At 30.0% G+C, this 24,881-nt stretch carries 20 protein-coding genes; 13 read left to right on the top strand and 7 right to left on the bottom strand.

Annotation, left to right across the window (positions count from 1 at the left end):
* Positions 1-41: 41 nt before the first annotated feature.
* From AC2TEO_RS14265 to rlmB, 6 genes are all read left to right on the top strand, one after another.
* Positions 42-3,311, top strand: coding sequence for a SusC/RagA family TonB-linked outer membrane protein (locus AC2TEO_RS14265; protein WP_442265478.1), 3,270 nt, complete (start codon positions 42-44; stop codon positions 3,309-3,311).
* A gap of 11 nt (positions 3,312-3,322) precedes the next feature.
* Positions 3,323-4,879: a SusD/RagB family nutrient-binding outer membrane lipoprotein gene (locus AC2TEO_RS14260; protein WP_442265477.1), complete on the top strand. Its 1,557-nt coding sequence runs from the start codon at positions 3,323-3,325 to the stop codon at positions 4,877-4,879.
* A 139-nt stretch (positions 4,880-5,018) separates the two neighbouring features.
* Positions 5,019-8,162, top strand: coding sequence for a SusC/RagA family TonB-linked outer membrane protein (locus AC2TEO_RS14255; RefSeq protein WP_442265476.1), 3,144 nt, complete (start codon positions 5,019-5,021; stop codon positions 8,160-8,162).
* Positions 8,163-8,167: 5 nt separating this feature from the next.
* Positions 8,168-9,556, top strand: a complete 1,389-nt coding sequence (locus AC2TEO_RS14250) for a RagB/SusD family nutrient uptake outer membrane protein (RefSeq protein ID WP_442265475.1) — start codon at positions 8,168-8,170, stop codon at positions 9,554-9,556.
* 23 nt (positions 9,557-9,579) lie between these two features.
* Positions 9,580-10,407 carry a hypothetical protein gene (locus tag AC2TEO_RS14245; RefSeq protein WP_442265474.1) on the top strand — a complete coding sequence of 276 codons (828 nt, stop codon included), beginning with the start codon at positions 9,580-9,582 and terminating at the stop codon, positions 10,405-10,407.
* Between the two features lie 75 nt (positions 10,408-10,482).
* Positions 10,483-11,226 carry a 23S rRNA (guanosine(2251)-2'-O)-methyltransferase RlmB gene (gene rlmB / locus AC2TEO_RS14240; RefSeq protein ID WP_442265473.1) on the top strand — a complete coding sequence of 248 codons (744 nt, stop codon included), beginning with the start codon at positions 10,483-10,485 and terminating at the stop codon, positions 11,224-11,226.
* A gap of 28 nt (positions 11,227-11,254) precedes the next feature.
* Here the strand turns inward: rlmB and AC2TEO_RS14235 are convergent, their stop codons facing one another.
* Positions 11,255-11,974 (bottom strand): rhomboid family intramembrane serine protease, encoded by a 720-nt coding sequence (locus AC2TEO_RS14235; protein ID WP_442265472.1) that lies wholly within the window; start codon positions 11,972-11,974, stop codon positions 11,255-11,257.
* Between the two features lie 77 nt (positions 11,975-12,051).
* Here AC2TEO_RS14235 and AC2TEO_RS14230 point away from each other — a divergent pair, with 77 nt between their 5' ends.
* On the top strand, positions 12,052-13,323 hold the full coding sequence (locus AC2TEO_RS14230; protein ID WP_442265471.1) for a replication-associated recombination protein A: 1,272 nt from the start codon (positions 12,052-12,054) through the stop codon (positions 13,321-13,323).
* On the opposite strand, the gene AC2TEO_RS14225 is transcribed toward AC2TEO_RS14230, so the two are convergent.
* From AC2TEO_RS14225 to AC2TEO_RS14210, 4 genes are all read right to left on the bottom strand, one after another.
* Positions 13,320-14,087, bottom strand: a complete 768-nt coding sequence (locus AC2TEO_RS14225; RefSeq protein ID WP_442265470.1) for a hypothetical protein — start codon at positions 14,085-14,087, stop codon at positions 13,320-13,322. The two genes, AC2TEO_RS14230 and AC2TEO_RS14225, sit on opposite strands and share 4 nt — an antisense overlap.
* 66 nt (positions 14,088-14,153) lie before the next feature.
* A complete protein-coding gene (locus AC2TEO_RS14220) occupies positions 14,154-15,527 on the bottom strand; it encodes a DUF5723 family protein (RefSeq protein ID WP_442265469.1) in 1,374 nt (457 codons plus the stop codon).
* A gap of 4 nt (positions 15,528-15,531) precedes the next feature.
* On the bottom strand, positions 15,532-16,080 hold the full coding sequence (locus tag AC2TEO_RS14215; RefSeq protein ID WP_442265468.1) for a hypothetical protein: 549 nt from the start codon (positions 16,078-16,080) through the stop codon (positions 15,532-15,534).
* Positions 16,081-16,112: 32 nt separating this feature from the next.
* Positions 16,113-16,796, bottom strand: coding sequence for a YjjG family noncanonical pyrimidine nucleotidase (locus tag AC2TEO_RS14210; protein ID WP_442265467.1), 684 nt, complete (start codon positions 16,794-16,796; stop codon positions 16,113-16,115).
* Positions 16,797-16,880: 84 nt separating this feature from the next.
* Between AC2TEO_RS14210 and AC2TEO_RS14205 the strand changes: the two genes are divergently transcribed.
* From AC2TEO_RS14205 to AC2TEO_RS14180, 6 genes are all read left to right on the top strand, one after another.
* Positions 16,881-17,975, top strand: a complete 1,095-nt coding sequence (locus AC2TEO_RS14205; protein WP_442265466.1) for a helix-turn-helix domain-containing protein — start codon at positions 16,881-16,883, stop codon at positions 17,973-17,975.
* A 115-nt stretch (positions 17,976-18,090) separates the two neighbouring features.
* Positions 18,091-18,735, top strand: a complete 645-nt coding sequence (locus tag AC2TEO_RS14200; protein ID WP_442265465.1) for an LA_2272 family surface repeat-containing protein — start codon at positions 18,091-18,093, stop codon at positions 18,733-18,735.
* 10 nt (positions 18,736-18,745) lie between these two features.
* Entirely contained in the window at positions 18,746-19,318 is a 573-nt protein-coding gene (locus AC2TEO_RS14195) for a hypothetical protein (protein ID WP_442265464.1), read from the top strand.
* 3 nt (positions 19,319-19,321) lie between these two features.
* Positions 19,322-20,203 carry a hypothetical protein gene (locus AC2TEO_RS14190; protein WP_442265463.1) on the top strand — a complete coding sequence of 294 codons (882 nt, stop codon included), beginning with the start codon at positions 19,322-19,324 and terminating at the stop codon, positions 20,201-20,203.
* Between the two features lie 79 nt (positions 20,204-20,282).
* Complete coding sequence (locus AC2TEO_RS14185; RefSeq protein WP_442265462.1) at positions 20,283-21,401, top strand: glycosyltransferase; 1,119 nt, start codon at positions 20,283-20,285, stop codon at positions 21,399-21,401.
* Entirely contained in the window at positions 21,398-22,666 is a 1,269-nt protein-coding gene (locus AC2TEO_RS14180; protein ID WP_442265461.1) for an MATE family efflux transporter, read from the top strand. Before AC2TEO_RS14185 ends, AC2TEO_RS14180 begins: the two co-directional genes overlap by 4 nt.
* Here AC2TEO_RS14180 and AC2TEO_RS14175 read toward each other — a convergent pair.
* Entirely contained in the window at positions 22,656-23,561 is a 906-nt protein-coding gene (locus AC2TEO_RS14175) for a hypothetical protein (protein WP_442265460.1), read from the bottom strand. The genes AC2TEO_RS14180 and AC2TEO_RS14175 overlap by 11 nt on opposite strands.
* A complete protein-coding gene (locus AC2TEO_RS14170; protein ID WP_484730863.1) occupies positions 23,558-24,865 on the bottom strand; it encodes a polysaccharide deacetylase family protein in 1,308 nt (435 codons plus the stop codon). Before AC2TEO_RS14170 ends, AC2TEO_RS14175 begins: the two co-directional genes overlap by 4 nt.
* Between the last annotated feature and the right edge of the window lie 16 nt (positions 24,866-24,881).

The following is a 24,881-nucleotide window of genomic DNA, read 5'->3' as shown; positions in this document are numbered from 1 at the left end:
TATTTAAGATTTTAGCACACATTAATTCAAATAATTACATAATGAAAACAAAATTTAATGGAATTTTGACGTTTATTTTGGCGTTGCTTGTGCATGTTTCCTTTGCACAAGACAGAACTATTTCCGGTATTGTTACAGATGGATTTGATCCATTACCTGGAGTTAGTGTATTAAAAAAGGGAACGACAACAGGAACAGAAACTAACTTTGATGGTAAATACACGATCAAAGCAAAAACAGGAGATGTTCTTATTTTTAGTTTTGTTGGTATGAAAACAGTTGAAAAAACTGTTGGTAATTCAAACAAAATGGATGTTACCCTAGCTACAGATAACCTTCTTGAAGAAATTGTACTTACTGCTCTTGGTACAGAGAAGAAAAAAGACAATGATTTAAGTTCTACTAGTATTGTAAAAGTAGACCAATTACAAAAGTCTGGAGAAGCAGGGGTATTACAAGGTTTATCTGGTAAAACTTCCGGAGTTAACATAACAAGAAACTCTGGAGATCCTGGAGCTGGAGCTTACATTCAGATTAGGGGTCAAAACACAATTTTAGGAGATAGTAGTCCTTTAATTGTATTAGATGGTGCAATTATTTCTAATAGCGCAGTTGGTGGTGGTACTGCTGGTGTAGTACAACAGTCTCGTCTTAACGACATTAACCCAGAAGACATCGAATCTATCTCTGTATTAAAAGGAGCATCTGCTGCTGCTATTTACGGTACAGGTGCTGCAAATGGTGTAATCGTAATTAAAACCAAAAGAGGATCTAAAGGAGGAAAAAGATGGCAAGTAAATGTAAAGTCTGCTCTTTCTATTGATGAAGTAAACAGAGAATGGGCTAAACAAGATCAATATGGTCAAGGTTTCCCTAATGCTTGGTTAGGTCAACCTGGATTTACAGGAGTTGATTTACCTACTGCATCTACTTCTTATGGTGCTAAAATTTCGACCAGAGCAGGTGGTGCTGATTCAGTAGACACTACTGGTCAATACTTCGTAGCTGACGATGGTACAATTTACTATCCAATTACACAAAAAAATTCAAGACAAACATTTAATCAAGAAAACAGAGATGCTGTTTTTACAAACGGTATTGTTTTTGACAACAATGTAAGTTTTAGTTATGCTGGAGATAATTCAAGAACTTTTGTAAGTTTATCTAACTGGGATCAAGAAGGTATCTATAGAGGAGCTTCTGACTACAAAAGAACTTCAATTAAATTAAATAACGATACAGATATTTCAGACAATTTTACTGTAAAATTATCTACTACTTATGTTGACATTAGCTCTAACAGAATCCAAACTGGATCTAACTTAAATGGTCTTTACTTAGGTTATTTAAGAACTCCAGCTGATTTTGACATTAGAGATTATAAAGGAACAAATTTTTCAGCTTCAGGAATCCCTACTCCTAACTCTCATAGAGGATATAGAAGATATTTAGGTTCAACTAGAACATTTGATGCTGAAACTGGTACTTTCCAATATTCTGCTCCAACATATAACAATCCACTTTGGACTTTAAACGAGCAAAAAAACTTAAACGAAGTTGATCGTTTTATTATAGCACCAGAATTCACTTATAAGATAAATGACAATTTAGCTTTTACAGGTAGATATAGTTTAGATTACTATCAAGACAACAGAATTAACTTTTGGCCTGCTGGATCTGCTGGAGACGGTAGTCAAGGTTTATTTAGCGAAGATAGAATTACTGAAAGTAACCAAAACTACAACTTCTTCCTTTCTGGTAACTATAACTTAACTAATGATGTAAAGTTCAACTTCACTACTGGTATCCAAATGTTTGAAAACAAATTCAAAAGATTAAGCGGTACTGAAACTAACTTTACAAACCCTGATGAAGTATTTTTAAATTTAGGTAATGCTACTTCTGAAAACTCTAATCCTTCTGACTTTATCCAAAACACAAGAAAATCAGGTGGTTTTGCAGTATTAAACTTTGATCTATGGGATCAATTATTAGTTGAATTAACAGGTAGAGGTGAATATGTATCAACTATTCCTGGCGATTTTATCTTTTACCCAAGTGCATCTTTAGGATGGAACTTCTCTGATTATGTAAAAGACTCTTTTGTTTCTTTTGGTAAAATTAGAGCTTCTTATGGTGAAGTTGGTATTGAGCCAGTACCTTATTCAACAAGAACAGTAATTACAACAGGAGGAATCACTTCTTCTTGGGGAGACGGTTTTGATGGATCTTTATATGGAAACCCATTAACTCAATCAGCTACACGTGGTAACCCAGACTTAAAAGAAGAGCGTATTAAAGAATTTGAAGTTGGTTTCGATACAAGATTCTTCAATAACAGATTAAGCTTATCTGCTACTTACTATAACAGAACTTCGGAGGATGTTTTACTTTCTTTACCAACACCTCCTTCTAACGGTTTCTCTCAAGAGCTTAGAAATGCTGCTACAATCTCAAATAAAGGTATTGAAATTGATTTATCTGGTAAGATTATTCAAAACGAAAACTTTACTTGGAATGCTAATATTAACTTCACTCAAAACAGAAGTTTAGTTGAAAACATGGCAGGAGCAGGTTACTTCACTTTAAATGGATTTACTTCAACTTCTTCTGGTGTTGCTGAAAATCAACCTTTCGCAGTACTTAGAGGTGGAGTTTATGACAGAGATGCTAATGGCGACCTTGTATTAAACGCAAATGGATTCCCTACAGCGGCTGCTACTAACGAATTTATTGGTGACCCAAACCCTGATTGGAGAGGTGGTTTAGGTACAACTGTTTCTTATAAAGGTATTACTTTATCTGCTCAAGTTGAAACTTCTCAAGGAAATGATGTATGGAATGGTACAAGAGGAGTACTAAACTTCTTCGGTATACACCCAGACACAGCTAACGAAACTATTGCTTCTCAGGATTTATTAAACGCAGACGGTGATCTTATTGCTGCTGGAACTGCTTTCAGAGGATATGAAGTAGATTTTGGTGGAGGTCCTGTTGCTGTTGACTATGCATGGTGGACAACAAATGGAGGAGGATTTGGAGATGTTTCTGAGCCATTTATTGAAGATGCATCTTGGACAAGATTAAGAGAAGTTTCTTTATTCTACGATTTCGATAAAAATGTTACTGATAAACTTGGTATTGAAAGTCTACAAATCGGTGTAACTGGAAGAAACTTATTTATATGGACTGATATCGAAGGATTCGATCCAGACAACAATTTAACTGGTGCTTCTAAAGGTCGTGGTTTAGAATACTTTAGCAACCCAGGAACTAGATCTTTTATCACAACTCTAAGATTATCATTCTAAAAACTTAAAAAATGAAGAACATAAAATATTTTATATTATCCTTAGTTATTTTAGCTTCATGTAAAGATTTTACTGAAGGCTTAAATACTGACCCAAATAACTTTAGTTCTGCTGCTCCTGAACTTATTATAGGACAAGCTCAACTAAGTTGGATGCAATTAGCAGAAAGTAATGGTGCTAGATATGCTGGTATCTTTATGAATCAATTTTCTGGAGAAGATCGTCAATATTTAACTGTAGAAGCTTACTCTATAACAGCTGGTGAATTTGATGATCTATGGGATGATGCCTATGTGGAAGGTATTACTCAAGCTAAATTAACTAAAAAATTAGCTTTAGAAGACGGGAACACACAACTTGCAGGGGTTGCTCAAATTACAGAAGCTGTTCTTTTTGGAGAATTAGCAGCTCTTTTTGGAGACATACCATTTAATCAAGCAAGTGACGCAGACAACAACTTTGCTCCAGAATACGATTCTCAAGCTTCTGTTTTAGCAGGAGTACAGAATCTTTTAGATCAAGCAATTACAAATATAGGTTCAGCTCCTGCATCATTATACGCTGGAAATAGAATGTCTAGTTCAGCTACTTGGGCGCAAATCGCTCACTCTTTAAAAGCTAGATATTATTTATTGGCTAAAGATTATGCTAATGCTTTAACTAGTGCTAGATTAGGAATAGATTCTCCTGCTGGAAGTTTAGTATCTTTACACGGCACTTCTCCAGAAAATAGAAACCTATATTATCAATTCATGGTTGATGAAAGAGAAGGATACTTAGGAGCTACTGGTTCTTATTTAGAACAACTAATTGATTTAGGAAACACTTCTGTAAACAGATTAATCAATACTCCTGGTGAAGCACAAAGACATGCATATTACTTTACTGGAACAGATCCAAACACAACTGCTACTGGTGTATTTGGACAGACTCAATCTTTCCCTTTAATTTCATATGAAGAAGTAAAATTAATTGAAGCTGAAGCTGCTAATAGAACAGGAGATGCTGGAGATATTACAGCTTTTAATGCTGTTAGAGACAAGCTTGCTTTAGATTACAAAACAAGAAAATTTGAAGTAAACTATCCTACCACATTTTCAGATAGTGTAAGGATCTCTATAAATAACCAACCAATAAATGGTATAGCTAGCGTAAATAATAATGGAACTAGTGATAACTTAATTGATGATTATGTAGAAGTTATCATAAACGAACAAGATATTCAATTTTCAGGAGTAGATAATTTAACATACGAAATATGCGACTTAAAAGCTTCACCTATTTCTTGTCAAACTGGCACAATAAGTTTTAGTTCCAGTTTCCCTCACTCTACTTCTTCTGGAGATGCTTTATTAAGAGAAATTATAGAAGAGAAGTATATCACTTTAATTGGTCAATTACAACCTTTCCATGATATCAGAAGAACAAACAACATATTAGGTATTCCTGCAAAAACAGGAAGTCAAATCCCTCAAAGATTCTTATATCCACAAGTAGAAGTTGACAACAATCCAAATACACCAAACCCATTACCTGGTTTATTTGATGCAACACCAATAAATTTATAGATATAAATTTTTTAAAGATTTATCATAAATATAGAGAAGCTAACCTTTACAGGTTAGCTTTTTCTTTTTTTTGTTAAAAAATTGTTTATTTAAGATAAAATTAAGATTTTAGCGATTGATTAATTCAAACAATTATACAATGAAAACAAAGTTTAATGGGATTTTAACGCTCCTTTTGGCGTTGGTTGTGCAAATATCATTTGCGCAAGACAGAACAATTTCAGGAACTGTTTCGGATGAAACCGGGCCTTTACCTGGAGTTAGTGTATTAAAAAAAGGTACCACTTCTGGTACTGAAACTGACTTTGACGGAAAGTATTCAATTAAAGCAAAAACTGGAGATGTTTTAGTTTTTAGTTTTGTTGGTATGAAAACTGTAGAAAAAGTAGTTGGTGCTTCAAACAATATCAGTTTCACTATGGAAGGAGATAATGTTTTAGAAGAAGTTGTAGTTACTGGTTATGGTACAGAAAGTAGAGAAACGGTTTCTTCTTCTGTAACTGTATTAAGTGCAGAGGACGTAGAAGGAAGACCTACTGCATCTTTAGTACAAGCTTTACAATCTCAATCACCAGGTTTAAATATTGCTACAGGTAACGGTCAACCAGGTGGAAACAGTGTTATTTTATTAAGAGGTATTAACTCTTTATCTGGTAACTCTGAGCCATTATTTGTTATTGATGGAGTTCCTGTAGATGAAGATAACTTTAGATCTATCAACCAAAATGATATTGCTTCGGTAACAGTATTAAAAGATGCATCTGCAACAGCTATTTATGGTAACAGAGCAACTGGTGGTGTTATTTTAGTTACAACTAAAAAAGGTAAATCAGGTCAAAAATTACAAATTCGTTATTCAGGAAGAAGTGGATTTACATTCAAACAAAACCCTAACTTCACATTAGCAAACTCTAGACAAATTTTAGAAATTGAAAGACAAGCTGGTGTTGGTGTTGGTAGTGGTGCTTATGATGACTACATTGCTTCAGTTACAGGATTACCTGTAAGAGCTGCTGGAGCTGCACCAATTCCTTTAACTGATGCACAAATTGCTACAGCTTCTCAAACTAACACAAGCTGGCAAGATATTTTATTAAGAGTAGGTAATTTTACTTCTCATGATCTTTCTTTTTCTTCTGGTTCAGAAAACATTAATTCATATACTTCTTTAGGATATTTTGATCAAGAAGGTATTACTTTACGTTCTGGATTACAGAGAATGACTGTTAGAAATAACACTACTTATAAAGCTAACAAATTTACATTCAACTCAACTATTGGTATTGGATTTAGTAGATCTGATTTTGCAGGTGGTGTTGGAACAGGAACTGGAAGTGGATCTTTAAGTAACCCTTTTATCGTTCCTTTTGTTGCTAAACCATATTTACCAGCTTATAATGCTGATGGAACTTTAAATGTAGAAGGTAACACTGACCCTGATGACGATGATGGATTCTTAAACACTCCATATATCGCTCAAAATGTTGCTAGATTTGATACAAACAGAACTACAGAATTAAGAATTACTGGATCTTTAACTGCTGATTATAACTTTACAGATAAATTAAGAGGACATATTGGATTTGGTGTGGATATGATTGAAAGTGAAAACTTCCAATTACAACCAACACATAGTATTAGAGGTAGAAATGCAAATGACCCTAATGCACAATTCCAAGGATCTCAAAGTCAAAACTACAACAGAGACACAAGAACTATTTCTGATTTCAGATTAAGTTACGATGACACTATTAACGAGAAACATAATTACTCTGTTATAGGTATTACGGAATTTTTATATTCACAAATTAACGGATTCAGCTATGCGCAAACTGGTTTAATACCAGGTTTAGAAGGAGTTGGAGCTGGTTTCGTAGCTGGTACTACTACTGAAGACCCTAACAATGATGGTGTAGATGATTATTTCTATATACCTGGAGTAGGTTCTTTTAAAAATAAAGTATCTCAGTTCTCTTTAGTTGGAAAAGCTACTTACGACTATGATAAGATTGCTGGATTTGATGTTACTTTACGTCGTGATGGTTCTTCTCGTTTTGTTGGAGACAATAGATTTGGTTTATTCTGGGCTGTTGGAGGTTTTGCCAACTTAACAAAATCTTTATTTGAACCTTCAGATATCGTAAACGACATCAAGTTAAGAGGTAGTTATGGTATCACTGGTAACGATAGATTATTAGGTGGTTACTATGGCGGTTTAGACGTGCCTTTTGATCAGTTTAATACTGGAGGTGGTTATAATGGTAGTGTTGGTTTATTCCCTAGTCAATTAGGTAACCCTAATATTAAATGGGAAGAAACTGCAAAAGCAAACGTAGGAGTTGATTTTAGATTATTAAACAACAAACTTACTGGATCTTTCGATGCATATATTAATAAAACTACAGATTTATTTGGTACTAACTTAGTAAGTAACTTAACTGGATTTACTCAAGTTCCAGGTAATATTGGAGACATGGAAAACAGAGGTTTAGAAGCAGTTTTAAATTATAAATTAATTTCAAACGAAAATACTTCATGGACTGTTAATGTTAATGGATCTTTAAACAAAAACGAAATTACAAGATTAGAAGGTGTTGAAGCTGATGCTAATGGAGATATTATATTAAATCCAGGTCAAAGAGCTCCTGAAGCTGTAGGACATAAATTTAATGAATATTACGCAGTTAGATGGGCTGGTGTAAACCCTGCAAATGGTAGACCTCTTTATTTAGATAGAGATGGAAACATTACTGAACAATATGACCCAGCAAACAGAGTATTTACTGGAAAGTCTACTATACCAACTTACCAAGGAGGATTTAGTACTTCTTTCTACCACAAAGGATTCTCTTTAGATGCTCAATTTACATTTGCTGCAGACGTTTACAGATACAATGGTACATTAGGTGTAGCTGAAGATCCAGGTTTAATTGGTATAATTAATGCTACTACTAACTTATTAGATGCTTGGCAACAACCAGGTGATATCACTGGTATCCCATCTTTAAACTCTGGTTCAACTAGAAACTTACTTTCTGACAGATACTTAGAAGATGCTTCTTATTTAAGATTAAAAAACATCGCTATTGGATATGAATTAACAAACTCTTTAGTTAAGAAAAGTCCTTTTAGTTCAATGAAAGTGTATTTACAAGGAGAGAACTTATTAACTTGGTCTGCATGGAGAGGATTCGATCCAGAATTTGATCCTTTTGCTTCTAATGATTTCTTCTCATTCCCGAACTCACGTATTATAACATTAGGTGTTGATTTAAAACTTTAAAAAAAATGAAAGCAATTAAAAAAATATTTTTAGGATTAGCTCTAGCTTCATCAACATTATTTATTTCGTGTGATGAGCAGTTAGACATTTTACCTAACGACTCTTTACTTCCTGAAACAGCTTTTCAGAATGTAACAGATTTACAAAATGGACTTAATGCTGCTTATAGTCAGTATGATAATAGTTCTATTACTTTAAATTCTATTTTTACAGATAACACAAAAGTTGGTGTTGATAATGGTGGTCAGCAATTAAACTTACACGGTTTAGTTATGAATCCAAACACTGGTATCGCTCAAACTATTTGGATTACTAGATATAGAATGATTAACTATGCTTCGAGAGTTATTCAAGCATTCCCTACAGTAGATAAAGCAGGACAAGAAACTGCTGCAAATCACATATTAGGTCAAGCTCGTGCTTTACGTGCTTTTGCTCATTTCGAGTTATTTCAATACTTTACTCCAGATTATTTAGATCCTAATGGACTAAGTGTTCCTGCTGTAGATTTTGTTGTTACAACAGAAAATTTGACAAGAAATACTGTTTCAGAAGTACTTCAAGCTATTCAAGCTGATCTTACTGCTGCAAGTGGTTTATTAGATGCTACACAAACTGATAATCGTTTTGTTACTGCAGATTTTATCACTGCTTTAAGAGCTAGAATTGCATTATTTACTGGTGAATATACTACTGCTTTAAGTTTAGCGAACCAATTAATCGCAAAATACCCTTTAGCTGATCAAGCTCAATATAGAGCAATGTTCTTAGATCAAGATAATACAGAGGTTATTTTTAAAGCTGCAAGAATACAAGGAGATGCTAGACCAGGATTTATTTGGCACTTTTCAGGAGGTGGACCATTTATTGAAATGTCTAATTCATTCTTTAATCAATTAGATCCAGCAGATATTAGATATTCTACTAATTTAAATGTTGCTGATAGTGACCCTGGAGCTAACTCACACTTAATCAACAAATACCCAGGTACTGCTTTAGAATTTTTAGCTGATGTTAAAGTATTTAGAGTTTCTGAAATGCATTTAATTAAGGCTGAAGCTGAAGCTAGAGCTGGAAACTACGCTGCATCACAGATGACAATAAAAGGATTAAGAGATGCTCGTTTTGGTTCTAATACTACTCAACCAACTTATGTTAACTTAAATGATGCTTTAGATTTTATCTTTAATGAAAGAAGAATTGAATTAGCTTATGAAGGCCATAGATGGTTTGATTTAGGTAGATTAGGTAAAGGACTTAACAGAGCTTCTGAAGATTGTGCATCATTAGATAATGCTTGCACATTAACTCCTGCAGATCAAAGATTTACTTTACCTATTCCTGCATCTGAAATAAACGCTAATCCTAATTTAGTACAAAACCCTGGTTACTAATTAGTAATTAAAATTTAATAATTATGATTAAAAAAATAAGTTCATATATATTCATTCTTGCTGTATTGGTTTTAGCAGGATGTGATCCAACTGAGAATATTATCACTGATATTCCTGAAGCTGGTTTTATTCAGCTAGCTTCTGAAACAGGAACTGTATCTGAAGGTGCTACAAATGTTGAAATAGACGTTTTATATGGTGCAAAATCAAATCAAAACGGTGTTACTGTTAAATATACAGTTACTTCTGAAGATCCTTCTAGATATGTAGATGTAACTGGAGGAACTTTAGAGATTCCTGCTGGTGAGTTTTCTGGTAAAATTGTTATAGCACCAGTAAACAACGCTGCTACTGACGGAGATTTAAAGATAGCTGTAACATTAACATCAGATAGTTCTGCTCCTGTAGGTTTAGTAGGAGGCGTTAATAACGTAACTCAAAATTTAACTTTAATTGATGATGATTGTCCTATTTCAATCAATGATTGGGTAGGAACATATACTGTTGCTGAGGTATTTAGTGCTGGTGGTACTAATGCTGGTTTAACTTTAGCAGGTGCTTTTGGTGAATCTTATCAAATTGAGTTAGCTTTAGATCCTACTGATACTGATGGTATTAAGTTAGTAGTTACAAATTCTGCTGGTTTCAATACTTATTTACCAAACGGAACAGTAATTACTTTTGATACATGTAATGCTAAAGTTTCTTATAGCAATGATCCTTTAAACATTGCTGCTTTTGCTAACCTAACAATTAGTGAAACAGCTTACAACGAAGGTGGTTTCTCAATTTCTACAAATGGTTCTTTAGGTAACTTTGGAGCTTATGAGTTTAAATTAACGAAGCAATAAACTTTATTTCATAGTATTTAAAAACCATCTCTTAAAGAGATGGTTTTTTTATTATACTTATTATACCTTTGCAACATGGAACAGACTACAACAATTTTTGGTATTAGAGCTATTATAGAAGCTATTGAAAGTAATTCGACAATAGACAAAGTATATCTTCAAAAAGGTTTAAGAGGAGAACTTTACTTTGAATTAGAAAAACTTATTAAAAAAAATAAAATATCTACAAGTGTTGTTCCTGTAGAAAAATTAAACAGGCTATCTAAACATAATAATCACCAAGGAGCTGTTGCTAAAATATCTCCCATTACTTTTTATGAATTAGATATATTAATGGAGAAAACTTTAAATTCCGATAAAACACCTCTATTTATTATTTTAGATCAACTATCTGATGTTAGGAATTTTGGTGCAATTATAAGGACTGCTGAATGTACAGGTGTAGATGGGATAATTATTCAGAAAAGTGGTAGTGCTCCAGTAAATGCAGAAACTATAAAAACCTCTGCCGGTGCTGCGTTTAAAGTTCCTATCTGTAAAGTAGATCATATAAAAGACGCTATATTTCAATTTCAAGCAGCAGATATTAAATTAGTAGCTGCTACTGAAAAAACAGAAGATTCAATTTATGATGTAGACTTAAATCAACCTACGGCAATCATAATGGGATCTGAACATAAAGGAGTTAGTAATTCAGTTTTGAAAATGGCTGATTACAAAGCAAAATTACCTTTATTAGGAGAAATAGAATCATTAAATGTATCTGTAGCTTGTGGTGCTTTTTTATATGAAACCATAAGACAAAGAATAAAATCATAAAAAAAAGGAGCTTTAAAGCTCCTTTTTTTTATTCTTCCTCCTCTTTAACATTAGGTATATAAATATATCTGTAATTAATTTCTTCAAAGTTTTGTTCTTCTTCTAAAACAGGAGGTACATAATTCCCTTCTTCATCAAACATTTCATCAAACTCCGTTTTAGAAAACACAAATTTCTCTTTAACTATACCCACTTTTCTATAGTAAATAGCAAAAATTAACCCAATTAAAAAACCTGACAAATGCCCTTCCCAAGAAATTCCTTTTTCTATAGGAAATAAATACCAAATCATACTTCCATAAAGAAAAATTACAATTAAAGACATAGCAACCAAACGAAAATGTTTTCTAATAATTCCACTAAAAAAAATAAAACTGAATAATAAATAAACAACACCACTTGCTCCAAAATGATAAGCTTCTCTACCTATAATCCAGGTAAGAAAACCTGTTAGTAGACCACCAATAATTAGCAACTTCCCTCCTACCTCTTTATAAAAATAAAATAAAGCCATTAAAAGCACTGTCAGAGGAACTGAATTATTAAACAAATGTTTTGTGTCGATATGTATGAAATGAGACAAAAAAACACCTTTAAAACCTTTTAATGTTCTTGGTAATACGCCAAGTTTGTTAAAATTAAAACCAAATTTAATTTCTACCCAATAAACGAACCATATAGCGAAAACAAATAATAAAGGAATCACTATTATATTATTCTTAAACTGAAATTGTTCCTCTTGTTCCATATTTTATATAGTTATCAAAAAGAAAACCATTTTATATTTCTTGTTAATCTGTCATAAATGTTTCCTATTTTTACTTTATGAGTGCACCTTTGGCAGAAAGAATTAGACCCAAATCTTTAGACGATTATATTAGTCAACAACACTTAGTTGGTAAAAATGGTATTTTAACCAATCATATTAAACATGGAATTATTCCTTCATTAATTTTTTGGGGACCTCCTGGAATAGGAAAAACAACCTTAGCTAATATTATTGCCAAAGAGTCCGATAGACCATTTTACACACTAAGTGCAATAAGTTCTGGCGTAAAAGATGTTAGAGAAGTAATTGAGAAAGCCAAAAAAAGTGGAGGATTATTCACTCAAAAAAATCCAATCTTATTTATTGATGAAATTCACCGATTTAGCAAATCACAACAAGACTCTTTACTTGGTGCTGTAGAAAAAGGATGGGTAACATTAGTTGGTGCAACTACTGAAAATCCAAGTTTTGAAGTTATTCCAGCACTTTTGTCTCGTTGTCAAGTATACATTTTAAATTCTTTTGATAAAGATGATTTAATTGCACTTTTAAATAGAGCGATTAAAAAGGATGAGATTTTATCTTCTAAAAAAATAACATTAAAAGAAACAGATGCTTTGTTACAAATTTCTGGAGGTGATGCTAGAAAACTTTTAAATGTATTTGAACTAATAGTAGCTTCTGAAAATGAAATAGAAGTTACCAATAAACTTGTTTTAGAAAAAGTACAGAAAAACACTGTTAGATATGATAAGACAGGTGAGCAACATTACGATATTATTTCTGCCTTTATTAAATCAATTAGAGGAAGTGATCCTAATGGAGCTGTGTATTGGTTAGCTAGAATGATTGAAGGCGGTGAGGATGTAAAATTTATTGCTAGAAGATTATTAATTTCTGCTTCAGAAGATATTGGTAATGCTAATCCTACTGCTTTAATTTTAGCTAATAATACTTTTCAGGCTGTATCTGTAATTGGATATCCAGAATCTAGAATAATATTAAGTCAATGTGCTGTTTATTTGGCTAACTCCCCAAAAAGTAATGCTTCTTATATGGCCATAGGTAAAGCTCAAGATTTAGTTAGAAAAACTGGCGATTTATCTATTCCTTTACATTTAAGAAATGCTCCAACTAAATTGATGAAAGATTTAGATTACGGAAAAGATTATTTGTACTCTCATAATTATGAAAACAACTTTGTAAATCAAGAATACCTTCCCGAAGAAATTTCTAATACAAAACTTTATGAACCTGGAAACAATGCTAGAGAAAACAGTTTCCGAGAAACATTAAGAAAACGCTGGAAAGAGAAATACAATTACTAAAACTTTACACTATAAAGTTTAGTAACTAGTTTATCATTTTCATAAAATTCGGCAGACCAAATATTACCTTGTTTCTTTGTAAATGTTCCATTTTTATCTTTTATAATAAATGTATTCGGATTTTTAGTTTTTAAAAGTTTAAAAACAACTTCTGGAATATCATTAATTAATTGAAATCCGTAATCTTTAGGCTGTGCATAAAGAATTCCTGAGACTGCTTCATTGACTTTCTCTTCAACATTAACATCAGCCTGTTTAACTGTATTCTCTACCTTATTTACAGCTACCTTTGTAGAAGAAACACTATTATTAACAGCAATAGGTTTTTCATTTGCTTCAGGAATATATTTATAATTTAGTTGTTGAATTGACTTAAAAGCATCTCTTATTGCCTTATGATAAGCTCTCTTATAATCTTTTAATTTATTTTTTCCTAATACGGAGGTGTATATTGTTTTATTAAAACAATCTTTAAATTCAATTTGAACTTTGGTGCTAAAAATTCCTGAATCATTGAGTAAATTTGCTGTTAATGCCTTACATCTATCAGTTGCTAAATCTGTAGGTAAAGATTCATCCTCTAAAAAAACAGTAAAATTACTTTTTTCTAATAAAAACTTAATTAATGAACTAGTTTGGTATTGATCTGCTTTTTTAAAACCATCAAATTGTTTAGGTACTAAAATATATTTATAATTATTTACATCTTTCTGAGCAAAAACAGCTGTTGTGGTTAAGAATAGAAGAATAAGTACTTTTTTCATCATTAATAAATTTATATCAAAAACGACAAGATAGTAAAAAAGCTTTTAAAGCTATTACAATATTGTTTATCTAGAAACAAAATTAATTCCAAACTGGAAAGATGCACTATTCGCTGCTGCTACATCTGAAAGTTGAAATACATTATCTACTGCTGTATAAATATTAAGTTTCCATACATTCGCTGATATTCCTAAACCAATATTTGAGTTTGAAAAATCATCAACTGTATATGTAATTTTAGTATTAAATCTATTAGATATTTTTCTTTCAAAAAAACCAGTTAAAGCAAATTTTGGTCCTATTGGTGTCAGAACAGAAAAGATTTGTCCTCCAACTGTATTATTATAGTAATCGTTAAATGACATATCGGAACAACTTTCTTCTCGTCTTGATTTACCAAAACTATATTTACCGGCTAAATTTAATTTTAAAGGTCTCATTACAGAATAGGATTCTGCATTTTCACTTCTTGGAATTCTATCATTTATTTGATCATTTAAATCTTGCCAATAATCTGGATTTGTATTATCAAACCTAAAATCAATTCCACTAAATATATAATCTCCTGTAACATTTCCATTTCTAACTTTATTCGAATAACTTATAAAACCAATATCTAATAAACTTGCCGATAGTTCGGTTTGATCATCTACCACATAAGTGAAACCTAAATCGAATCCTAAACCTAAGTTACTTCCTAAAAAAATATTTCCTGTAATATCTTCAGCTTGAAGATCAAATTCATCATTTTCATTATATAACCCAGAGCTATAACCATTAATATTTACATTATTTAATGCATGTTCATACAAACTAGAAGTTCCTAAACGAGTAGTAAAACTCCCTCTATTACCTGTAGATGTAATATTTATAGCTCCTGAATAAATCTTTAATCTGGCACCTGCTATGAACTTATCATTAAGTTTTCTAGTAATCCCTGCATGAATAACTCCTAATACATCTGCTTTTGTAGCTAAATCAGAGAACAAAAAACTTCTATTTATAAAAGGGGCATTTCCATCTTTTATTAACTCTAAAAACTCTTTAGGTATTTTTAAAAAAGCATCTACTTCTGTATAATAACCTACACTTATATAATCTTTTTTATTTAATTGATACCCTGCATTAATTACTTCTATCTGAGAATTAATGTAAGCATAGTCGTTACTACCTAAATTATTAACTACATTATTGAATTTGGTGGTAAAATCGATATTATCATCTCTAAATAAATCAGCAACGGTAAAGCCTGATGTATTTACACTCATTGAAATTCCTGATAATACAGGAACTCCTACATGATATTTATAATCTGTTTCTGCCCCAGGGTTTAATAATAATCCTTGCGGAATTTTATCAAAACCATATAAAACTTGTTTATTTTGACTAAAACTTAAGCTTGTATATACAAAGAAGAAAAATAAAAAGATTTTATTCATAAATTTAATTTACTCTAAAATATAAGGTTCCTGCTGACCTAAAATTTAATGAAGCTGGTACATTAGCATCAATTATTGAACCATCGGTACTTGGTAATAATTCTACTCTTACTCTAACTTTTCTCGTATTAGTAAAAGTTGGTTCGTTAGTTAAAAGAATTTCTTCTTCTTGTGTAAAATCTGATTGATTTGGAGCTATATTTAAAGTTATTGGGTCGTATGTTGAATTATCTGCATTATCTAAAAAAAAGAAGTCTATTCTAAAACCTCTATTAAATTGATTATTTATTGCAAATTGCAAAACAACACGTTCTAAATTATCATTTGACTGTTGATTATTAAAAATAGTGAAAAGAGAAGTTTGTTCAATCGGAGCACTTACTTCTAAACCACCAACAACTAAATCATTTTGAGTAATTGTAGCATTTACCAAAGATGCTAAAACTGCTGGGGTAATTTCTAAATCTTCTGCTTGGTTAAAATTAATATCTTCAACACAAGAATTCATCATCAACAAAATACTGCATAAGATAATTTTAAAAAATAACTTCATTCTATTTATTTTTAATTCTGAACGTAAAATCTCTAGAGAAATTGTTTAATTTCTAACAAAGAAGAAATACTTTGAACATTAGGAATTCCTATTTCCTTGTTAGGATTGTAAAAAATAGCTTGCATTTTCATATCTATAGCTCCTTTTACATCAGCTTCTAAACTATCACCTATCATTACACATTTTTCTGGCTCTGCGTTAACCTCTTGTAACGCAAAATCAAATATTTTCGGATTTGGTTTCTTTAATCCTACACTTTCAGATGTTACTACTAAGTTGAAAAAATCCCTAATTCCTGATTTAATTATTTTTTTATGTTGAACTTCTTTAAAACCATTTGTAATAATATGAAGTTGATATTTTAGCTTTAAATATTCTAATATTTCTAATGCTCCTTCGATTAAGAAATTATAATCAGAAAGATACTTAATATAATCTTCTGATATTTTATGAATTAATTCATCTGTTACTGAATAATTTAGTTTTTCAAAAACATCGTGTAATCTTCGATATCGAAGTTCTTCTTTAGAAATTTTATCTTCTCTAAATAATCTCCAATATTTAAGATTTAACGGAATATAAACTTCTAAAAACTTATCAAAATCAAGTGTTATCTCTTGTTCTTTAAAAATTTGTTGAAATGTTAATGCCGAATTCTTTTCAAAATCCCATAAAGTGTGATCTAAATCAAAAAAAATATGTTCAATCTCTGTCATAAACCAAAAGTAAGGATATAATTCAGCTAAGATTTAATTTAATTGTTAAAAAAATATATCTTGGTACTCCTAAAAAAAGTACAATTGCAATTATCAGAATTTTTTAATTTATTTTTAATTATTAGCGCTATTCACGGTTTTGCTTTCAATTTTTTCTTAATCAAGAAGAATATTAAAAATAAAGGAATATTATTTATAAACTTGATGATTTTAGTTATTGCTTTAAATAATTTACAATCGTGGTTCTTAATTAAAGACTTCTTTGTTTTAAAATATATTCAAATTCCTTGGCATTTTTTAGTTGCTCCACTTTTTTACACATTTTTAATTCATTACTTACATATTAAGGAAAACTTTTTTAATGTTTTAAAGATTGTAATTCCTATTTTCTTTATCAGCATTATTTTACAAGTAGTGAATTTATCTTTTGTAAATGATATTAGTAATGATGGCAATTATCTATTATTCTATGAAAAATACACTGCTGTAGAAGAGGCAATAAGCTTATTAATTTCTCTTACTTTATTTTTTTATTGTTATAATATTTTAAAAAATAAGTCTCACTTATTTAAGGAGATATTAAGTTTTGATAATTTAAAATGGCTGAATACTTTTATTTATTTAGCTGGTATAACTTACATTTTATGGATTACAGCCTTAAGTATAAAATTTTATTTAAACTTTGATAATTTTATTGTTTTCTATTACCCTTTAAGAATAATGACCACTGTTCTTATTTACTGGTTAGGATATGAATTGGTTTTCGTATTAAAACAAGTAAACGAAAGAAAATCTATACGGGAAAAAATTGTTGCGAAGCCTAAAGAAGAAAAAGAAAACTTATCTAAGAAATTTATAAAAATTACTACTTATATAAAAGATAATAGACGCTTTTTAGACAATCTTCTTAGTTTAGAAACTTTGGCTAACGAATTACAAATAAGTAGTAGTCAATTATCGAAAGTTATTAATGAAGAAACTTCTCAAAATTTCAACTATTTAATTAACACCTACAGAGTAGATTTTTCTAAAAAATTATTAATCGATCCAGAATATAATAATTACACAATTACTTCTATAGCTTTAGAATCTGGCTTTAATTCTAAGTCTACTTTTTACAATGCTTTTAAAAAGCATACTGGTATTACTCCTTCAAGTTTTAGAGATCAAAACTCCTAAAACTGAGTATCCAAAAATCATCAAACTTGTCCTATTTCTAGCATAAACCTTAATGTTGGACTAAGAAAACACGAGCTAAAAATACTTTTGAAGAAACTTTTTAAATCTTTTTATTATGAAGAATTCTTCAAAATTTTCAGTTCTGAAAAATTTATGTTTTACCATTTTTTTCATTTCATTTTTTAAAGCACATGTTTATGCACAAAACATCAACTTATTTTCTTTAAAAAATGATTCTGCTAACATAGGTTTTATTCCTTCGGATATTTATTTAATAAACGGAATAGGTATTAAATATTCTGAAACGATGTTTGATTCTGCTGATACAGATTGCGATGTAAATGGGATTCGATTAGGAGTAGATCCATTTACAATTTTTATGCCTTTTCTAATGGCTATACACGCTTATGAAATAAGTGATGAAGATTATGATAGCATACCAAATGATATTACTCAATTCAATATTGTTAACGGAATTGACTTGAGTTTGTTTAATTCTGAAAGAACAAAAGTTAATGGACTAGAGGTAAATCTTTCGGGTAATTTCGGTTCCTTTTCTAACGGATTATCTATTGGATTAGTTAATAATCATTATAAAATAAACGGTCTTGGAATCGGAGTTTTGAGAAACAAAAGCTCTAAATGTAGAGGAATTCAAATAGGAATAGTTAATGAATGTAGTGATTTAAAAGGCTTACAAATCGGATTATGGAATAAAAATCAAAAAAGAAACTCAGCTTTAATTAATTGGAACTTTTAAAATTTTAAAAATGAAAAATATTATAACCTTCTTACTTTTTACATTGATAACAATTAATGTGAATAGTCAAAATATCAATAATAAACTAGATCAAAAAAAAATAGAAAATGAAATACCTCAACTTACAGAAAAAACAGGGAGTGTTTCTATTATTACTTCTGTAAATACTTCAGAAAAGTTTAGCGGACTCGCATTTGGAGCTGATATTAGTTTCAACCTTGATAAAAATGCAATAAAACTAGAATTAACCCGTATATGGGAAGTTGATTTTTTAGACATCTTGTTTGATTCTTCTCATCGGAAGAAATCATTTACTGAATTTAATGTTTTATATGGTAGAGAATTTGAAATAACAGAGATAGTATTTTTAGATGTTTTTGCTGGATTAGGACATGTTCAAGGAAATTATTATGACATAAAATATTCTGAATCTCTTTATGGTAGCGGTATAGGATTTCCTTTTCATGGGAAATTACGTCTTCAAACCGGACCTTTATTTTCTTTAGGTATTCAATTAGGCTTTAACATTAATAATATTGAAATTATTAGAAAAATGGGAGTCTTCGTTCAATTCAACATCTAAAAAATGAAATTAAAATTATACTTTATTATCTATTTCATTTTATATGGAATAAATAGCCAAAATAAAATATCTTTTGACAGACTTCAAGCTATTGAAAATGGAGGCCTTGTTTTTTACAATATTGATGGTATTAGAATTACTCGACAAGATTTTCCGTATTCCTTTAATCAAAAAGGCTTAAAAAAAGTGTACAGAAAATACCGAATTAGAAAAAAGGAAATTAGAAAAACAGATGCTATTATTAAATACAATCATTTTTTAATTACTTCTGAACAAAAAATTAATGAAAAACTGACTCAGAAAAACTCAATCTATTTTGTAGAAAATAAAAAGAAGCAAATTTCGGTCATATTTTTTAGCGCTCATTTAAGAGACACTAAACTAGAACAAGAATTCATACCTCTAGCTTTGGAAAATAAAATTCCGCAAGACAGATTTGCTAGACCTGAATTAAGAATTGTTGATTTTGGAGGCAGACAGATAAAACTTGGGAAAAAATGTGATTGGAGAGATATTAACAGTATTCAATGTCCTGGTAGAGGACAAATGAATTGGTCTATTCATAAAGAAATAGAAAGTGCTAAAAAAGCCATTGATTTTCAATTAACAATTACAAAATCTAAAAAAATGAAAGTCATTTCTGAAGAAGAAATTGCGATTGAATTTGAAGGAACTTCTACAAAAGCAACAAAAATGACATATGAGTTTACTGGAGGCACTTCTCTTTTTTTAGGTTTATCTGGTGGAAAAAAATTAATTGTATACTATGTTGCCTGTAAAGTAAGAGATAATTATATGAGTTGTGTACTTAGTCATTGGGAGAGTGATCCTACTGGATCCAGTGGCTTACCTTCTTTTTTAGAAGAAGTAATGAAAATTAAATAGCGGGAAAATTGCAAATTGAAAAACTCTTTTAAAGGCGTTGTGTAAACAACGCCTTTATTAGTATTTTAGAGCCCATATTTTGGACTCTAAAAAACAACATATTCTTTTTCTTTGTGGTTGGTATCCGTCTCGGGTATTACCCAATAATGGTGATTTTATTGAGAGACATGCAGAAGCTGTTCAATTATATCACAACGTTTCTGTAATTCATATTATAACAGATTCAAACTGTAAAAAGAGTATAGAAATTGTTAGTAATGAAAATGTTCATATAGCATATATAAAGCCTTCAAAAAATAAAGTTTTAAAGGCATTTCATTTTTATCGAGCCTTTAAATTATTGCTACAAAAGATTGATCATTTTGATAGTGTGCATTTAAATGAATTATTTCCCTTTGGAATATTAGCTCTGTATTTGAAATGGTTTAAAAAGAAGAATTTTATCATTTCTGAACATTGGACAGGTTATCATAAACCTTTATCTGAAAAAATTTCTCATACGGCATTAAAACTTTCTAAATTAATTGCTAAACAAGCTCAATATATTTGTCCGGTTTCCAAAGATCTTCAATTATCTATGGAAGAATTAGGATTGAAAGGGAATTATACTATCATTCCAAATGTAGTAAACACCAATATTTTTCAACCTAATGTAAAATCTAACAAAAAATTCACCATACTCCATATTTCTAATATGGTAGATTCTCATAAAAATGTTTCAGGAATTATTCGAGCTATTAAAAATTTTGAACAACAAAACATTCCATTTGAACTTATTTTGGTTGGAGAAAACTCTAAAAAATATCAATTCATTTCAGATAAATTAAAAATTACCAATCAAATTAAATTCATAGATCATATATCACATAAAGAAGTTAAAAGACAAATGCAACAGGCTGATGTTTTTGTGCTTTTTAGCAATTATGAAAATCAACCTTGTGTTATCTTAGAAAGTTTTGCTTGTGGAACACCTGTAATTAGCACTAATGTTGGAGGTATTTCTGAATTTTTCCCGAAAGATTATGGAATTTTAATTGATTCGAAAAATGAAGATCAACTTGTTAAAGCATTAGTTGACATTTATCATAACAAAGAAAAAATTAACAGTACTGTTTTACACAACTATACGAAACAAAACTTTAGCTACGAAACGATTGGCAAACGCTTTTCTGAACTTTACAAAACCTGTATATCTTGAATAAATTTATAAATTACATAAAAGATTTTTTTAACCGGTCTGGAGGTTTTGTTTTAAGCGCAACAATAATAGCTAGAGGATTATCTTTTGTTACCTCTTGGATCGCTTTACAATTAATTTCTAAAAAAACTTTAGGAGAAGTTCTTTACGCTTGGAATATTATAACATTTATACTTCCGTTAGTTGGGCTGGGTTTGCACCAAAGTTACATTCGATACGGAGCTTTATTAAAATCGAAAAAAGATAAAGAGCAATTGCTATTTTATGTTTTAAAAAGAGGTGTTTTTATATCACTAATCATGAGTTTTTTTGTTGCTCTTTTTGGATTTAGCTTTCATTTTTCAATAGATAACTCAGGAAGATATTTAGCTATTTTCTCATTAATATTTGTTCCTTTTTTCTTGTTTGAAATCTTAAAAATAAAAACTCGATTATTCCACAAGAACAAAAAACACGCTTTTATAGATATTTCTTATTCTCTTATCATGGTAACTCTTGTTACTATTTTAAGTTTTACATTTCAAGAAATTGGTTACATAATAGCATTATTATTATCTCCCACGATTTGTGTTGCGTTTTATTTCAAGGAATTTAAAGGAGTTTTACAATTATTAACACGTCCTAAATTAAATATTATTGATATCAATTTTTGGAAATATGGTGTATTTGGCGGACTTTCAAATGTAGCCACTATATTACTCTTTGCTATCGATATTCTTTTAATAGGAAACATTTTGCAAGAACCTGAAAAAGTTACAGTATACAGATATATCTCATTATTACCATTTAGTATTTTATTCTTACCAAGAGTATTTATTACAACTGACTTTGTAACGCTTACAGAAAAAATTAACGATATTAATTTTATAAAAAACTATTGTATAAATTACTGTAAATTATTCTTAGTTATTAGTATAATTTACGTTTCTTTTTTTTATGCTTTTGATGATTTTTTCTTAAACATATTAGATGCATCTTTCGTTGATTATAAAGAAAGTTTTTTCATCCTAAATTTAGGAATATGTGGAATCTTAATCTTAAGAGGTCTTTTTGGTAATCTACTTTCTTCTTTAGGACTAGTACACATTAATTTCTACATTACTTTAACAGCTTTAATTATTAACTATGTAAGTAACCAAAAACTAATTCCCGAATACGGAATTAAAGGCGCTGCAATAACTTCAGCTAGTTTGCAATGGTTTACAGGAATTGTTTCTTTAATCTTCTTCTTATTATACTACAGAAAAAAGAATTCTATTTCTTAAATAAGCGTAATAAAAAAGGCAATTTATTGTAATGTAATTGGTAGTAATGTTCATCTTTTGCGCCAAAACTATGATAATATTTTGCGATATTTTTCATTGATGAACCACCAAAATCGAACAAATCAAAATTACGTTCATATTTAAATATTGCTCTATCATTCATAAAAGTATTAGCGCCATTATTTCTATTTTTAAAATCTGAAGAGCAAACCAATTCTGTTACTCTTCCTTTATGTTTTAAGAAAAAAGCACCTGAAATTAATTGATTGTTTTTATCGTAAATTGTTAGTAATTCTCCTACTTTATTTTGAATACAAACATTCATCAACTTATAAAGTTTCAAATAATCTTGATCTTTAATTTTCTGAACTCTCTTTCCTACATTCGACTGGAAAAGCTCTATTAATACTTTTGGTGAATCATCCCATTTTTCAATTAAATCTGCTTGCTTAGCTTTCTTTAATTCTCTTTTCCTATTTCTATTATAGTCCTTAAAAATTTTAGAATACTCTTTTGTAAAAGGAATTACTTGCAATTCTTTTTGAAGTCCATAATCTTGAAACATATTTAACGAGTTTTGCATATTCATACGAATACTCACATATTTAAACTCAGAAAATAACTCAATTAAAAATTCATTTTCATCTTCAATCTCTTTAGAAAAAATTCCTAATTGAATAGTCCAAAAAGGTTGATAAACATATTTAATAAATAATTTTCTTCGCCAAGGAATTGGCATTACAGCTTCATAGTCATTTAATACTAAAACACTCCATTTTTCAGCAACCTTATCTAAATACCATGAAAAACCAAAAACATTTGACTGTATAGAGTTTTCAATACAATCATTATACTTATCTACTTCTAGATTTTTTCTAGATATCAATTTGATCATGAATTCGCGATAATTTTTAACATCGATTCATAAACTCTTCCCCAGCCTTTCCAACGCATATAACCACTTAAACTTTCATTATGAAATAATGTAATAAAAGTTCCATTTACTTTTTTAACTTGCTTATTTAAATCATTTATTTTCCCCAGAGATTGCTTAGGTGTAAGCTTCATATAATCATTTAAGGTTGTATCCATTAATGCAAAAGGAAATACTCGTAATGGTGTTTGGATTTCAAAATCTAAATCATAAAAATAAAAAGGAGTACATGTACTTGCACGAAATCCGACATGACTTGCATATCCCATAGAATAATCTTCATGAATTTCTAAATCGATTAATTTTTGAAATGTATCTGGTAAAGCAAATCGTAAATAATGTTGTCTCGACCTAAAAATTGGCATATTAGTAATTCCTTCTAAACGCTCTTTTTCAGTTTTTAACTTTTCAAAATTGTTCATGGTATAAAAAGAAGGATGCAATCCAACCCTAGCATAATCTACCATGTCTTTAATTAATAGACGAAATTTATTTTTTGATGCAGAAATATTAGTATCGTATGTAGAATAATCTCCTATTAGAAAAAAGAAAATTGTTCTAACATTGTATTTTTTCTTTAGTGAAATAATTTGCTCGAAAGTATTATATGGATCTTTTCTTAAATTGAACCTAACAGCAATGCGATCGATAGCGTGTAAAAAATTCAGTTTATAAACATCTTTTATAAAACCTCCTATGGCACGAATTGAACTTTTGTATTTGTAAGCATAGGCATGATCAACATCGATAGTAGAAATGAATTGATACTCTCTTTCTTTATATTCGTAATCTGGAAATCGTTCTTTTAACTTGGTTAAAAGTTTATAAGCCCAAATATCGATAACCGGTTTTTCTAAAAAACCATTCTGAAAAGCTAAACTTTGATTTGCAGGAAATCGATCATATTTATCTTTAATATGCGGCAAATACTCTTCATATCTTGTAATGAGAAAAAAACTTGCCGAAAAAATATCGAATGGTATTGTTGATTTCTGACCCTGAAAAAAGAAACATGGCACATCTTCCCATTTAGACACATCAATTTCAACATCACTAACACCTTGTTCAAATAAAAGACTGGTACTTTTTATAAAAAACTCATTCCCTAAAGGTACTTTCGTGTATGAAATTTTTGGTCCAGCAAAAGCCACGAAATCTTCTACTTTAGAAGTAAAATCGATATCTATCTGCAAAATACGCGTAAAAATATGTTTAAATATATAGCGTACTCGTGGAGTAACTTTATGTGTATAAACTAGTATCAAGTTTCTATGTTCAATT

Source organism: Tenacibaculum aquaeponti (assembly GCF_057221555.1).
The sequence above is the reverse complement of the archived record's forward strand: the minus strand, read 5'-3'. Positions and strand labels throughout refer to the sequence as shown.